The organism is Paenibacillus favisporus (genome assembly GCF_040545415.1).
In the GTDB taxonomy this organism is placed as follows: Bacteria; Bacillota; Bacilli; order Paenibacillales; family Paenibacillaceae; genus Paenibacillus_AQ; species Paenibacillus_AQ favisporus.
This window is the reverse complement of record NZ_JBEPLV010000001.1, coordinates 1,020,785-1,033,873: the sequence shown is the minus strand read 5'-3', so window position 1 is coordinate 1,033,873 and position 13,089 is coordinate 1,020,785. Positions and strand designations below refer to the sequence as shown.

The window sequence follows — 13,089 nt, the reverse complement described above, 5'->3', positions numbered from 1 at the left end:
GATGCGGTTATCCTGTAATACAAGAAAGGAGTCTAACCTTATGAAATTGGATAACCGCAAGCTGGATTTGACCAAAGCGTACCCCTCGTATTATTCCGCCCCTCAAGTCCCGCAAAAATGCTATTTTGATGAGATCCCCTATCTCACGATCGACGGTGAGGGCGATCCAAACGGACCAGGATTTGCTGAAGCGACCGAAGCCCTCTACACCGTAGCTTATGGCATAAAAGGGATGTGTAAACCGGAGGATCAGGATTTTACCGTAGCCAAGCTCGAAGGACTCTGGTGGGCCAGGTCCCATTCCGGACAAGACGCCATGTATGCTTCAAGGGACGATTGGATGTGGAAGCTGCTGATCCGGATGCCGGACTTTATATCGGCCGAACGATTCGAAGAAGCCCGGATGCTGGCTGTGAACAAGAAACCGCATCTTGCCCCCCTTCACTCCGTGAGCTTCGAAAGCCTGTATGAGGGCGATTGTGTGCAGATGCTGCATGTCGGTCCGTTCAGTACCGAGCCGGAAACGATCCGGCAGATTTCCAAGTATATTGAGGCCCAGCGCCTGACACCAAAGGGGCGGCATCACGAAATTTATTTGTCGGATCCGCGCAGAACACCTCCCCATAAAATGAGAACCATCCTGCGTCATCCAGTCATCCAGCAGGAGAACTGATCAGGTCCTCTGAGCCCCGCAGGGGGACTTTCCGATCCTCTTGGCCTCCCGTCTCATGGGAGATCAAGAGGATTTTTGTCTTTCGGCCTTTCGCATTTCCCTCTTTCTTTAGTCCTACGATAACGATTCTATAAACCTATCTAACCGATAGGATAAGGCAAAAAATATCCGTTGTGCCACAGAAAGCGCCGTTTTGGAGCATTTCGACACCTCTGCTCGACAGCAAACGCCCACCCTGCCCAAAGTACCTATCAACCTTTTGTCTCATCCCAATAGAATGCAAAAATTGTAAAATGAAAAATGTATTTTACTAGTGTTCAATTAGTTTCGCGCAAAGGAGGATCGTTTTTTCGGCATGATTTCCTATTTCATTCGATAAAGGAGGACATCTTTTGAAAAAAGGTTCATCGACCATCCGTACTTATTCGACGCTGTTGTTAAGTGCCTTGCTGGCTATTGGTGTCGCCTATCCGAACGCCAGCGTGTCGGCGGCTGCTGCACCCGATCTCCGCTCGGCCGACCATTCGGCCATCCATCTGGAATCTTCCCTGCGCCAAGGGGACTGGAAGCTTAACCCTCCGGCCCAAGGCACCTCATCCCCTGTTCAAAGCCTGGCGGCTGCGGCGCCGGATGAGCCCCAAAACTTCGTAGATCCATCGGACAGCAGCGAACCGGTAACGGTCATCGTTCAGCTGAAGAACGATCCGCTTAAGGTCTTTGAGGCCAAACCGTCATCAAAAGCCCGTTCATCCCTCGGCAGCTACAGCAGCATTTTGAATCAGGAGCACAGCGCCTTTAAATCGGCAGCCTTATCGAAAACCGGCGCCAAGTTCAAACGGGAATATTCCAAAGTGTTTAACGGTTATTCCGTGACGCTCCCGGCGAACGAAGTGGATAAGCTGCTGACACTGCCGAACGTCAAAGCCGTCTTCCCGAATGAGGAAATGCACGCCCTGCCGGTTGCAGACGGGCATGAAATGACGCCGAACATGGATGAAAGCGCTCCGCTGATCGGTGCGGAAGACATGTGGGATTCAGGTTATGACGGGGAAGGTATCAAGGTCGGCGTCATTGATACCGGTATTGACTACAATCATCCCAGTTTGAAGGACGCCTACAAAGGCGGATATGACTTTGTCGACAACGATGCCGATCCGATGGAAACGCTCCCGGATCCGAGCAAACCGGTCGACAGCAATGGCAGCACCTATGATACGTATCACGGAACGCACGTCTCCGGAACCGTTGCCGGACGAGGCGACCCTGAGCACCCCGATGCGGGCAAGGGCTGGGTCCGCGGCGTAGCACCGGGATCGGATCTGTACGTATACCGCGTACTCGGTCCTTATGGCAGCGGCTCGACCGAAAACGTCATTGCCGGGATTGAAAAGGCGGTCAGCGACGGAATGGACGTCATTAACCTGTCGCTGGGCTCCAATATGAACAACTCGTATACGCCGGATGCCATCGCAGCGGACAACGCGGCGCTGGCGGGAGTCACCGTCGTTATCTCCAACGGCAATGAAGGACCGGATGCGGAAACGGTTGGCAGTCCGGCTGCGGCACAGCTGGCCATTTCCGTTGGCGCCTCGACGCCGCCGCTCCAAACGCCGATTTTCACATCCGACACCATCGGCATTACTTACGCCCAGCTGGCGGCGACATCGCCGAAGCTGGAAACGGAAGGCGCGGACTTGGAGCTTGTGGACGCCAGCCTCGGCCGTACTTCCGATTACGCCAACATTGACGTCAAGGGCAAAACGGCGTTTGTGCAGCGTGGAGAAATCTCTTTCGCTGAGAAAGCGAAAAATGCGGCAGCCAACGGCGCCGTGGCTGTCATCATTTACAATAACGCGCCTGGCGAAATCGGCGGGGCTACGCTGAATGGCGAGGAAGACGTCGTGCCAGCGTACACGATCAGCCAGGAAAGCGGCAAGAAGCTGAAGAGCGAAATTGCCAAAGGCAATAACCACGTAACGTTCAGCTATAAAGCCGAAGTCGACCTGCTCGCAGACCTAAGCTCCAGAGGTCCTGCTCTGCCGAACTATACGATCAAGCCGGACATTACCGCGCCTGGCGTGGGCATCAAGTCTTCCATTCCAGCTTTTGGCGGCGACTATACCAACGCTTATGAGGAACTGCAAGGCACAAGCATGGCTGCTCCGCATGTGGCAGGTTCGGCTGCCCTCATGCTGGAGAAGACGCGCGAAGAAGGGCTTCAACTGAAGCCGGATGACGTGAAGGCTCTGCTTACGAACAATGCGGTCTTGATCAAAGACCGGGATAACCGTGAGTATGGCACCAACGAGCAAGGCGCCGGCCGCGTTGACCTGAAAAATTCTGCCGAGGCGGATGCCATCGTTAAGGTGGAAGAATCGCTTCCGGCTCAGCTTCAGGATGATACCCACCAAACCTCGTACTCCGGCAGCATTTCTTTCGGTCTGCAGGGTGCAGGTGCGGACGTCACCCGCAAGCTGACGGTGGAAAATATCGCGAATACGGATCAGTCCTATTCGATTGAGGTCAAATGGAATCATGGCGGAGGGCCAGTGTTGACGCCGGCAGCGGATTCGGTAAGTCTGACCGCAGGCCAATTGACTGCCGATCTGAACGTATCCCTGAACATTCCGGAAGGAACCGCAGATGGCCTGTATGACGGTCAGCTTATCTTTACGCAAGCCGGGAACGGGCATGTCCTTCATGTGCCGTTCAGCGTGTATGTCGGCGAAACCTACAACCTGGCTGATATTTCGAACGTAGAACTCGATCCGATTTACCTGTCCAGCACCAAAGAAGGCAAAGGCTCGACCCTTTATTATGCGCTCAACAAAAAATTGGTGGATTATGAATTCGACGTCTACCGTTTTGATGACGAAGGGAACGGCGAGTACGTAGGATATATCTACGACCGCGACTTCCAGAACAAGCTGGACCCGTTCTACTATTCCTATGAATGGGACGGCAAAGTGGATATCGCTACAGAACCTGGAAGAAAACGCGTGAACCTGGATCCGGAAGGCGTCTACGGCATCGTTCCGGTAACGGTCGAGGAAGGCGACAAAACCGCCGAAGTCGTGACCGACTCGCTGTCGCAGTTCCTGGTCGACAACACTGCACCGGATGCGTTGGTGCCAGATGAGCTTGTAGTCAATCCGGATAAACCGAATGTCGGCTTGCTTCAAGGAACGATCAATGGAGATTTGCTGCTGGATTACTTCTATGACGGCACGAATCTGCAGGACCTGATCCATATAAAGGCAACGAATACTGTCTCCAAAACGAAACTCTGTAAAGAATATCCTGCAACAATCGATGAGGAAGGTAACTATACGATTGAAGTTCCGTTAGAAGACGGTCTGAATACGATCGATCTTTACGTCACGGACGATGCCGGCAACGGATCTTCAAAACCCGTTAAAACCTATAAGTACACGGCAAAGCCAGAAACGCCAAAAAATACAGATGTCTCCCTTTCAGTACCAAATCAAGCAAAGGTGAATGAGCCATTCGATGTAAAAGTTGATTTTAAAGGTTCTGAAGAAATCCAAGCCATGACGGTAAACGTAACTTACGATGTGTATACTGAACTGGATCACATCACACCGGTCATTGATGGAACTTCAAACGGCCCCGTTGAGTCGCTAACGAGCCCTGAGTCGACGGACACAAAGGATGGAAAAAAGACAGCGACCTTTGGCATTCAATTTAATCACCCTGTCAAAGAAGGTACACTTGCAAAATTCACCTTTAAAGGAACAAAAGCGGGGCAATACGATTTTGAAGTTACGAAGGCTACCCTAATGAATACAGAGGGAAAAGAAGTTCAAACCGGTCAGTTCACAGGCACAAGCATTGAGGTAACTCCTGCGGAAGAACCAGATGGTTCTCAGACTCCGGATCAAGTAACGGGTACAGATCCAAATCAGGCACCTGATTCCGAGCAGATCCAAGCAGATGAACCTGTCACCCAGCCGGACCCCGGCTTGACTGATGATGTAACCGGCTCCTTTGAAGTCAAGGCAGCCAAGCTAGACGCTCCGGCTTCAACACCTGACGCCGAAGAAGTGACTGCAGAACAAGACATCGCATCTACAACGATTCCTTGCACGACTCCTGACCCTGATCCGGGTCCAGGTCCAGGCCCAGGCCCAGACCCAAACCCTAATCCAAATCCTGATCCAGACCCTAGTCCAAATCCGAATCCTGGAACAGGTAGTTCGGGTGGAGGCTCGGTATCCAGTAGTTCTAGCATCGTGACTCCCACCGTACCCGCTGGCAAAAAGCTTGCAGCTGGTTCGCTGGTCGAGCAAGGCACCGGAGATCAAAAAACGGCTTCGTTATCAATAGACGCGGCGTATGTAACGAATCAATTGAGCAATGCCGATACCAAAGCCGTGACTTTGGATATCAGCGATACCGACGTTGAAACCTATCATACGCTCAATATCCAGCTTAGCAAAGCGGTAGCCGATCAGCTGACGAAAAGCAATAAAGGTTTGATCATTAAAGGAAAAAGCTTGGAACTGTCGGTTCCGGCAGATGATTTGTCCAGCTTTATTACAACTAACGGGTTAACCATTGGCTTGGGATACTCATCCAATCCGGCTGGCACTCCTCAATCGCCAACCGGCGGGACAACAAACTTCGTGTCCGGAGCGCTTGTCTTGAGCGAACCTGCAGCTTCGCTGGCTTCACCGGTCACTGTGACCTTGCAGCTGGATCCTGCAAAAATCAAAAACCGGAACAAAGTAGGCATTTTCAGCGTGGATTCTAACAATCTTTGGACTTACCTGAAGCCAGGAAGCAACTCGGCAAATTCGGTAACGTTCTCTTTAAACAAATCCGGTTCGTATGCCGCATTTGAATCCAACAAAACGTTTGCCGATTTGAACAATCATTGGGCCAAGGACGAAATCGAAGTCATCGCCTCCCATTATCTTGCTACAGGCAAAGATACGACTGAAACCTACAAACCTAATGATCAAGTAACACAAGCAGAATTTCTTACGCTCCTTGACCGCCTTTTGAACACAGGAAAAACTTGGAGTGACCGTACCGCCGAAACGGGTGCTGCCCATTCACTGACACGGGAAGAACTGGCCGTGCTGCTCGCTCAAGCACTCAAGGCAGATCTTACAAACTCGAACGCCACTGAACTAGCATTTACCGATCAAAACAGCATTCAGCCATCGGCATTAAACGCGATTGCATATGCAGTGAAGCAAGGATATCTGCAGGGTAACCCGGATCACTCCTTTGACCCCAAAGGAAAACTTACACGGGCAGAAGCAGGCGTTATTCTTTACCGGGTTTTACAGGACATTCAATCCAAATAAAATCGATGAAACAGGCGCTGACGGGGTCTTTTCCCGCAGCACCTGTTCATTTTATTCAATCATATTAATTCAGCGCTTCCCCCATCCCGTACCGTTCCCGCGATCAATCGGCGCAAATCTTGTACCCGGTTCGGCGTCTCCGCCGTCGAGTGGCTCAGCATGTCGCATAAGGCGACCAGGTCCTCCAGACTGGACAGTAGCCTCCAATTCTTTTCCAGCACCATTCCCTCCGCCTCGTAACCCTTTATGAAGTGCTGTTCGATCCACGAACCGTTCGCCTCATAACGCAGCATATTGCCGAGATCCGCATGCCGGTTCCAGGCAAAGGCTTCTTCCCAATCGAGCACGGCCGAAACGAAGTACCCCTCGGAACCTTTCTCCATCAGAATATTTAAGCCGTTATAATCGGAGTGGGCCAGCACGGGTTTTTCCTGACTAGCCGATAACATGGGCCCATATCGTTTGCAAAATGCCCACAGCTCGCGGCTAAGCTCTTCTCCCAGCCAAGCTTCGCATGGACTATGGAAGATCACGTCATCCATAAATGCAAGAAATCGCTCGCCGCTCATGCTGAAGGGCTGCGTGACCATCAAATCGCTGCCGAAAAAACCGGAAGCTTCAAACGGAAATCCATGAATATGGGCGAGCGTTCTGCCGGCTGCGGCTGCCGCGGATGCTTTCTCCTCAAGCGTACCATCCCGGATTATATCGCTCAGCAGTACACCAGGCTTCCATTCCAGCACCGCCCAAGGTTTCGGATACCTGCTGCAACTCGTATCGGCATACACAAATTCGGCGACCGGTACCCGTTCCCGAACGAGTCGGGTAAGGGCGACTTCTTTGCCGGCAATGTCTTTCCCCCGGCGAAAAAATCTCAATACATACGGCCTGCCGTCCCCCTCTACCTGAATTTTATAATTGGAGTTGCTAAGACCCACGCCTATTCGCCGGAATGAGATTATCTCACGGCCAGGAAATGCAGGGGCTGCGATCTGATTCAGTTCTTCCAGACTTAGTTCCAGCGGCTGCTCCGTTCGCTCCCAGCCTTCTTTCATCCATACTCGCCTCCGATCCGATCAAGGATTTCTTCTGATAATAGGTTATCGATTCCTTGCTCACGTGTATGAATCGACCTTTAAAAGCTCGAATAACCACACTTACACTAGATCTCTAAGTTAACATAATAAAAATTATGGTTTTTCGTAGCTCCTTTTTTCCAAATGATCTGCTGTTAAGTACGTTGTCATGGTGATTTAGCTTGGATAATCTAGGGTCGGTGTTGTGACGATTTTTCTATTATGAATTTTTCATATAGTGAGTTTTTGAAACAAAACAACTCAATTTACTCCGTTTTAAAATGACCTAGCTGCAAAAGTACTCTTCTTTCGCCTTCAACGGCTGTGTTCCTTCCCACCAGGCTATCCGTATACGATCGTTTCATCGACAACCGTCATCCGAACCTTATTTTCCAAAATGGATTCCGGCGGTTCGCCGAACGGGTCCCGTTCCAGAACAGTAAAATCAGCGGCGTATCCCGGCTGAATCCGTCCCCGGTCCAGTTCATGCCCTGCTGCATATGCACTGCCTGTCGTATACAGCGAGATCGCTTCATACATGCTGAGCCGCTCATCGGAACCATACACGCTCCTTTGAGCATCCCCCGGCTTCATACGGGTTGCGGCAGCGTATATGCCAAGAAGAGGCGAGACGCTTTCGATCGGCGCATCCGATCCGCCGGCACAAGGAATCCCGCTGCGAAGCAGCGTCTGCCAAGCGTATAGATGCAGGCCCTTCGCATCGCCGACCCGGTCCAGCACCCACGGAAAATCAGAGGTGACAAAGCTCGGCTGAATGTCGACGATAGCAGGCAGCTCCTTCAGCTTCGCCAGCAGCTCATCCCGCAAAATCTGCCCGTGAATCAGCCGGTCCCTCCTGCCCGCCGGGCATGGATGTGCGGCCAATGCGTGCAGCACCTTCTCTGCGGCCCCATCGCCAATGGCATGCGCAGCCGCCGCAAGCCCAGCGCTCCTTGCCTTGGCCACCAGCAGGTCCAGCTCCTCATCCGAATGAACGGCCACGCCGCTCGTGGTTGAATCATCTGCGTAGGGGCGGCTGAGCAAGGCCGTTCTTCCGCCCAGGGATCCGTCCGCAAAGAGCTTCATCGCTCCGTATTCGAGGAACTCGGATTCAGGCACAAGCCGCCTTCCTTCCTCGAGCCATTCGTCGAGCGCAAGATGGTGGATCAGAAGATGCGTTCTGAATTTCTTTTGCCCCTCCATAATGACCTTTTGGAACGCTTGCAGCGTTCGGGTACAGCCGCCATAGTAGCTCAGATCTTCCGTATGGCATCCGGTGATCCCCTGTCTCCAGCAGTCCTCAATGGCCATCGTCAGCGCAGTCTCCAGGTAGCTCTGAGTCACCCCGGGCATCCGATGCAGGATCAGATCCTGGGCCTGCTCCTTAAAAATACCGTCTAAGCATCCGTCACTGCCTTTTCCCGCGACTCCGCCGCTTGGCACCTCTGTGTTTTCATTAACGCCAGTCTCCTGCAGGGTCATTGTATTGACGGTCAGCACGTGCCGGCAGACGCGCCGCAGCATCACGGGATGATTCGGAGCGGCCCGGTCCAGATCCACTCTAGTCGGGAGGAGCGCTTCCTCCCACTCATTTTCGTTCCATCCTTCCCCGATGATCCACGTGCCTGGCGGAAGGCGCCGGGCTTGTCCGGCAATCTTGTCCAGCAGCTCGCCCCGGTGCTTCAGACCGGAAAGCTGCAGCTTGAGAAAGGTCTCCCCGTGGCCGATCAGGTGAATATGACTGTCCACAAATCCAGGGAACAGGGTGCCCCCGCCAAGATCGATCACCTCGTCGATCCGGCCGTGAAATCTCTCTTTCAGTTCCCGCGTATCGCCAGCAGCAATGATGCGTCCTCCTTCGGTCATTACCGCTTCAACCGTCTTATGTTCCTGTTCCATCGTGTAGATGGTTCCGTTCGTCCAGCACTTGGCCATGACGCTCCCTCCTCCATCGCTTCATTCCTCAATCATCGATAAGTTTGACTGCTACAAGAATAGCACAAAAAAAGCAGCCGGTCCCTTGACCGCTGCTGCCTCATATCAATCAATCTATCGCTCAATGCATCACGTATTTCCAGATCAGCCAGCATATCAGCACACAAATCCACGAAATAAAACCGAAGATCGTAACAATTTTGTTTTCGCTCCATCCATATTTCAGACTGAAATGGAAATGGATCGGGGTCATTCGAAATAACCGCAGCTTCGTCTTTTTGTAATACCACACCTGTAAAATGACCGACAACTGCTCCGCAAGATAGATAAAAAACAGGATCGGTATCAATATTTCAACCTTTTCAATAACGGCCAAAATGGAAAGCGACCCTCCGATCGCCATCGATCCCGTGTCCCCCATAAACGCCCTTGCCGGATAGATGTTGTAAAGAAAAAGTCCAAGCAGACAGCCGATCATCACCAGCGAAAATGTCTGCACCTCAGGTTTGTCCGAAATCAAAAAGAAGAAAAAATACGTCGGAATCGCCACATTGATCAGCAGTCCGTCCAATCCATCCGTAAAGTTGATCGCATTCGCAGAACCTACCACAAACAGCAGTATGATGGCCACATATACGTAAACAGGCAGCTGCAGATGGTATCCTTGAAACAGCGCGATATCACTTGTTACGCCAAACGAATGGAGCAATACATACAACAGGATGCCCGTAAAAGCAAATTGAAGCACCAGCTTCGTACGGCCGGAAATGCCGGCTGGGTCTTGCCAGAAGGCCTTTTTGAAGTCATCGAGAAAGCCAACCGAGCTGAACAACAGAAACGTAGCGCATAGGAGCAGCATAAGGGATGCCGGTTGTGATTGCAGCGAAATCGCTACCCCGATCAGCAGGATTAATCCGGCCATCAGCGGCGTACCGCGTTTGGCTTGATGATCTGCCGGAAGCTCGGCGCGGATCGGCTGCGTCAGCTTCAACCTTCGCAAGGTCCAAATCAGCAATGGCGTCAGTACGGCAACCAGAAGGAAAGATAAGCCGGAAACAGCCATAATTCCAAACATATGACGAACCCCTTCTCATTGAAAAATATAGTTTCCTTACATTATAAATAATTCGGATGTGTAGACAAACATTCCCCAAAGGCAAAATCTCTTTGAGATTAACTTATCCGATGCTATCCATCTATGGAAAATATGTACCTACTATATACCTTGATATGTACCTTCAACCTCACCATTCACTTCCCAGGAGCAGCTTCCTCTTTTTTTGTATGTAGCGGCAATGTAATAATAAAAGTCGTTCCTTCGCCTTCCTTGCTTTCAATCGAAATCTGTCCGTTCATCTCGCGTATGATATTGAAAGTTACCATGGTTCCGAGCCCCGTGCCTTTTAATTTAGTGGAGTAATATGGGGATCCCAGCCTTTTGACCTGCTCTTTCGTCATGCCTACGCCTGTATCCGAGATATAGATTCTGGCCTTATTGTCGCTTTCGTCCACAAAGTATTTAATCGTTAATGTACCGCCGTCCGGCATCGCTTCAACCGCATTTTTGCACAAATTAATGATAGCTTGCCTTAACTTGGATTTGTCTCCATAAATGATACCGGAGGAATGAAATTCGGTGACCATTTTCACATTTTGTAAATTAGCATAGGAGCTCAGCACATGGGAGGTTTCCAAAAACTCTTCGTTCAGTGAAATCGGTTCCAATTTCTGGTTTTGAGGTTTGGCTAATGACAAGTAATCGGAAATGATCGATCCCGCCCGATCCAATTCCACGAGGGTAATGAGGGAAAATTCCTTACGCTTCTGATCCGTCAAGGACGGCTCACCCAATAGTTGAACAAATCCCCGTACAGTAGTGAGCGGATTTCGCACTTCGTGAGCGACCGATGCGGCGATTTCGCTGACGACCTTCAGCTTTTCGGCTTCGATCATCCCTTCTTGAATCTTGACGTCGCGACGGACCGTTTCCAATATGTACACCAATAGAACCGACATCGCGCACTGCATCAGAACGATTGGCAAGGAAGGCACAAATGAATCCAGGAAGTACGATGGGCTGCCATTAAGCAAATAATAAATATTCAAGACGGTAATACGTAAAAAAAAGCAAAGACCAAACACGATCAGCATCCGCTTCAATAAGCTCGCACGGTTAAATACTGGAATCGCCAGGCAAACCAGCACCAGTGTCGGCGCTAGAGACAGCGCATAATAAACAATATGAATATCACCCAACACTTGCCGATAAATAATTGCACTGGCGAATAGCAGTAAGGCACTATACAACCCGCCGTATAAGGAGCCCACCACAAGCGGTATTCCCCGCAAATCTAAAAACGTATTAAACACTTTGACAGGGAATGACATTGTAATAATTAGAGGTACAAGAAACAGCAGGAAATAGAGCACGGTTTTTTTCGATTTACACACAAAACGATAGAACATGATAGGCAGTAATATGATGAAAACATTGAGGATTAGGTTGGATTCAATATGCATTTCCTGTAGCCCCTTCGACTGTGGTAAATAAGCATTCTCGGGGCCCAGGATAAATTCCTTCTCATTAAATTGTAAATTTTTCCGCATCTGCGCTCATCATCATGCATGATCTATAAAAAACAGCACGTGACCATAGTGCTTCATGAACCTTTTATAATCCGCCGATTCCTTTAAGACAATGATCGTGGAATAAGCATTTACTTTGCGCCGTTTTAGTCTGGTGAACAGTTCTTTCTGTTCGATACAGTAAAATTTGCCACTTTCATATTCAATAAGAAGAGGCGGAAGATCCGCAGCGTGATCATCCGCCTCAGCCGAATCATCTGCCTCTAGCTGTATTCCATCCATCTGGATCAAGCGTAATGGAAACTTGACGACGCCAAAATAATGATTTTTCTCTCCTGAATCATCATGCAGCGTCGAAGCCACCTGCCTCGTAAGCATCAGGTAGCACTGAATCCATTCTTCCAGCAGCCCATTATTGGCATATTGTACTGCCGAGCGTACCGTCGGAGCATAAGTGATATGCCTGTCATTTTTCTTCGAATAAATGATTTTCTTTATGGAATCCAGGGATAAGAAGTACTCGTCCGCAAGCTCCGAAACCGTCATCCCGTTGGCATATTTGTTGCGGATCATCACATTTCGCCTTTGCAGGCGATCCCGGTAGCCGGACGTTTCTCCCCAGCCTTTTTTCTCCTCACCCTTCGGTATATACAACAGTTTCCCGGCGGCGTATTTCTGGATTTCTTTCAGCAGCTCCTCAGGCAGAACCTCGCCGGCATTTTCATATTTCATACGATCACCTTTTATAGAGCGTAAATTCGATCCTTCAGTTCGCTGATGGATTTCATGATGGACATGCACGATTCCTCGTCATCGATCGACGCATGCCACCGCAAAACATCGATTCCCTTATAATACGCCATACATAAAAATCTTTCTTTAAAATCCGGGATGACGATGTTTCGTTTACTGCAATATTCGAATAACAATTCAGGAATGTTCAAATAGGGCTTATTTAAGTCCATAATGGCAAAATCCAGAAGGAAGTCGCATATGCCGGACCGGCTCCAGTCCGGGAAACCAACCTGCGTTTTCCCATCGGTGATCATAATTTCAAAAAACGTATTATTGTTCACTAAATAACGTCTGCCTTCACAATACTCGATTCTGGCTTCCATCTCCATCAAGTATTTTTCGACAAATTCACGATCCAGAATCGTCGTATCATAGAGCTCCTTCCAATGATACCAATATCCTTCTTTATCATTCGCGAATGTGTCAACGAGAAACTCCCTGCAGGTGCTGTACTCCGTTTTACAATTCTCATTGAACTCACCGTAGCCTTCGACGCCCGTTATATCTGATGCGCTGATTTTTAAGATGCTGTCAAAAAACAATTCGTAGACTTTGGCAAATTGCTGCGGATTTAACGCATCGGCGAGAAATCCGTTGGGTGTCATGCTCACCTGTTCGGAAAGCATGGACTTAATGATATGATCCTTACTCATGTACAGTTCCCCTTTACATACACAAATGATTGATG

General features: G+C 50.0%; 8 protein-coding genes. 2 read left to right on the top strand and 6 right to left on the bottom strand.

Annotation, left to right across the window (positions count from 1 at the left end):
• Positions 1-40: 40 nt before the first annotated feature.
• Positions 41-673: a GyrI-like domain-containing protein gene (locus ABID47_RS04890; protein ID WP_354495112.1), complete on the top strand. Its 633-nt coding sequence runs from the start codon at positions 41-43 to the stop codon at positions 671-673.
• Between the two features lie 392 nt (positions 674-1,065).
• On the top strand, positions 1,066-6,009 hold the full coding sequence (locus tag ABID47_RS04885) for a S8 family serine peptidase (RefSeq protein WP_354495111.1): 4,944 nt from the start codon (positions 1,066-1,068) through the stop codon (positions 6,007-6,009).
• A gap of 59 nt (positions 6,010-6,068) precedes the next feature.
• Here ABID47_RS04885 and ABID47_RS04880 read toward each other — a convergent pair whose 3' ends face one another.
• From ABID47_RS04880 to ABID47_RS04855, 6 genes are all read right to left on the bottom strand, one after another.
• The gene (locus ABID47_RS04880) at positions 6,069-7,064 is read right to left on the bottom strand and encodes a phosphotransferase family protein (RefSeq protein WP_354495110.1); all 996 of its coding nucleotides are present in this window, start codon (positions 7,062-7,064) and stop codon (positions 6,069-6,071) included.
• 363 nt (positions 7,065-7,427) lie between these two features.
• Entirely contained in the window at positions 7,428-9,020 is a 1,593-nt protein-coding gene (locus tag ABID47_RS04875) for an amidohydrolase (protein ID WP_354495109.1), read from the bottom strand.
• A gap of 121 nt (positions 9,021-9,141) precedes the next feature.
• Complete coding sequence (gene mraY / locus ABID47_RS04870; RefSeq protein WP_251676642.1) at positions 9,142-10,095, bottom strand: phospho-N-acetylmuramoyl-pentapeptide-transferase; 954 nt, start codon at positions 10,093-10,095, stop codon at positions 9,142-9,144.
• Positions 10,096-10,271: 176 nt separating this feature from the next.
• Positions 10,272-11,627, bottom strand: coding sequence for an ATP-binding protein (locus ABID47_RS04865; RefSeq protein ID WP_354495108.1), 1,356 nt, complete (start codon positions 11,625-11,627; stop codon positions 10,272-10,274).
• 12 nt (positions 11,628-11,639) lie between these two features.
• Positions 11,640-12,407 (bottom strand): CD3324 family protein, encoded by a 768-nt coding sequence (locus ABID47_RS04860; protein WP_354495107.1) that lies wholly within the window; start codon positions 12,405-12,407, stop codon positions 11,640-11,642.
• On the bottom strand, positions 12,350-13,054 hold the full coding sequence (locus tag ABID47_RS04855; protein WP_354495106.1) for a hypothetical protein: 705 nt from the start codon (positions 13,052-13,054) through the stop codon (positions 12,350-12,352). The genes ABID47_RS04860 and ABID47_RS04855 overlap by 58 nt, the downstream gene beginning before the upstream one ends.
• Positions 13,055-13,089: the final 35 nt, after the last annotated feature.

What these genes read in the sequence shown, in the direction of transcription:
- ABID47_RS04890 (WP_354495112.1), top strand. Translation starts at nt 41, where the DNA reads ATGAAATTGGATAACCGCAAGCTGGATTTGACCAAAGCGTACCCCTCG.
- ABID47_RS04880 (WP_354495110.1), bottom strand. Translation starts at nt 7,064, where the DNA reads ATGAAAGAAGGCTGGGAGCGAACGGAGCAGCCGCTGGAACTAAGTCTG.
- ABID47_RS04875 (WP_354495109.1), bottom strand. Translation starts at nt 9,020, where the DNA reads ATGGCCAAGTGCTGGACGAACGGAACCATCTACACGATGGAACAGGAA.
- mraY (WP_251676642.1), bottom strand. Translation starts at nt 10,095, where the DNA reads ATGTTTGGAATTATGGCTGTTTCCGGCTTATCTTTCCTTCTGGTTGCC.
- ABID47_RS04865 (WP_354495108.1), bottom strand. Translation starts at nt 11,627, where the DNA reads ATGCGGAAAAATTTACAATTTAATGAGAAGGAATTTATCCTGGGCCCC.
- ABID47_RS04855 (WP_354495106.1), bottom strand. Translation starts at nt 13,054, where the DNA reads ATGAGTAAGGATCATATCATTAAGTCCATGCTTTCCGAACAGGTGAGC.